Annotated in this window: 2 protein-coding genes; both read left to right on the top strand. The window is 59.5% G+C overall.

Annotation, left to right across the window (positions count from 1 at the left end; genetic code table 11):
- Positions 1-218 (top strand): transposase (locus CLG85_RS27175; protein ID WP_375796963.1); only part of this gene is annotated, 218 nt, incomplete at its 5' end.
- A gap of 98 nt (positions 219-316) precedes the next feature.
- Positions 317-583, top strand: a 267-nt coding sequence (locus tag CLG85_RS27170; protein WP_260350398.1) for a helix-turn-helix domain-containing protein, incomplete at its 3' end; no start/stop codon positions are given.

Here is a 583-nt window from a genome sequence, read left to right as displayed (position 1 = left end):
CCTGGTTCTGCGACCCGCAGGCGCCCTGGCAGAAAGGTTCGGTGGAAAACCTGAATGGACGTGCCCGCCGCGTCCTGCCCCGTGATACGCCTCTCGCATCGCTTTCGAGGCCCCAGATGCGGGAGATCAGCGAGAGACTGAATGCGACACCCCGCAAATGCCTCCAATGGCGCACGCCAACCGAAGCCTTCAGAGAAGAAATGGTGAAACTGAGATAGCGGAGCCTGTCGCAACCACCCTTGAGCTCACACTGGGTGGATTCACAAACGAAGTGCAAATTCTGTATCAAAACAGAAGTTTGCGTGGAGAATGCGGGATGGATCGTTGTTACCTTCAGCTGAGTTTCGAGGAACGGATCAAGATTGCCAAGTGGCGTGAGGCCAAGATGCCGATCCCCGAGATCGCGGATCGACTGAGCCGCGCCCCCTCGACCATTTACCGCGATCTGAAGCGCAATCACTTCGACGGCGGCGACCTGCCCGAGCTCGCGGGATACTACGCGCTGAATGCCCAGACCATGAGCGAGAAGCGCCGAGCAGGTCTACCGACATCTCCCCGAGCATCGCAGACGCCGCAGACCGCG

Origin of the sequence: Alloyangia mangrovi, from assembly GCF_002300555.2 — a bacterium.
Taxonomy (GTDB): Bacteria; Pseudomonadota; Alphaproteobacteria; order Rhodobacterales; family Rhodobacteraceae; genus Salipiger; species Salipiger mangrovi.
This window is presented reverse-complemented; position numbering and strand designations above follow the sequence as displayed.